General features: G+C 65.5%; 1 protein-coding gene. It reads right to left on the bottom strand.

Features of this window, described 5'->3' with window-relative positions:
* Positions 1–275: 3-oxoacid CoA-transferase subunit A (locus ACYYG1_RS17405; protein WP_461211600.1), on the bottom strand; the 275-nt coding region annotated here is incomplete at both ends.

Genomic DNA, 275 nt, shown 5'->3' with positions numbered 1-275 from the left:
CCGCTGCCGGCGGCCTGCATGCGGGCGGCAAGGTTGCCCTGAGGCACCAGTTCCAGTTCGATCGCGCCGCGGCGATAAAGGTCGTCAAAGACCCACGAATCGGCCTGGCGCGGGAAGGAACAAATCATCTTTCGCACACGGCCGGTCTTGAGCAGCGCCGCGAGGCCGCTGTCGCCGTTGCCGGCGTTATTGCTGATTACCGTCAGCTCGCGGGCACCGCGTTCAATCAGCGCATCGATCAGTTCCAGCGGTTGTCCCGCGGGGCCAAAACCGCC

Source organism: Desulfocurvus sp. DL1XJH-121, assembly GCF_054819825.1.
This window is presented reverse-complemented; position numbering and strand designations above follow the sequence as displayed.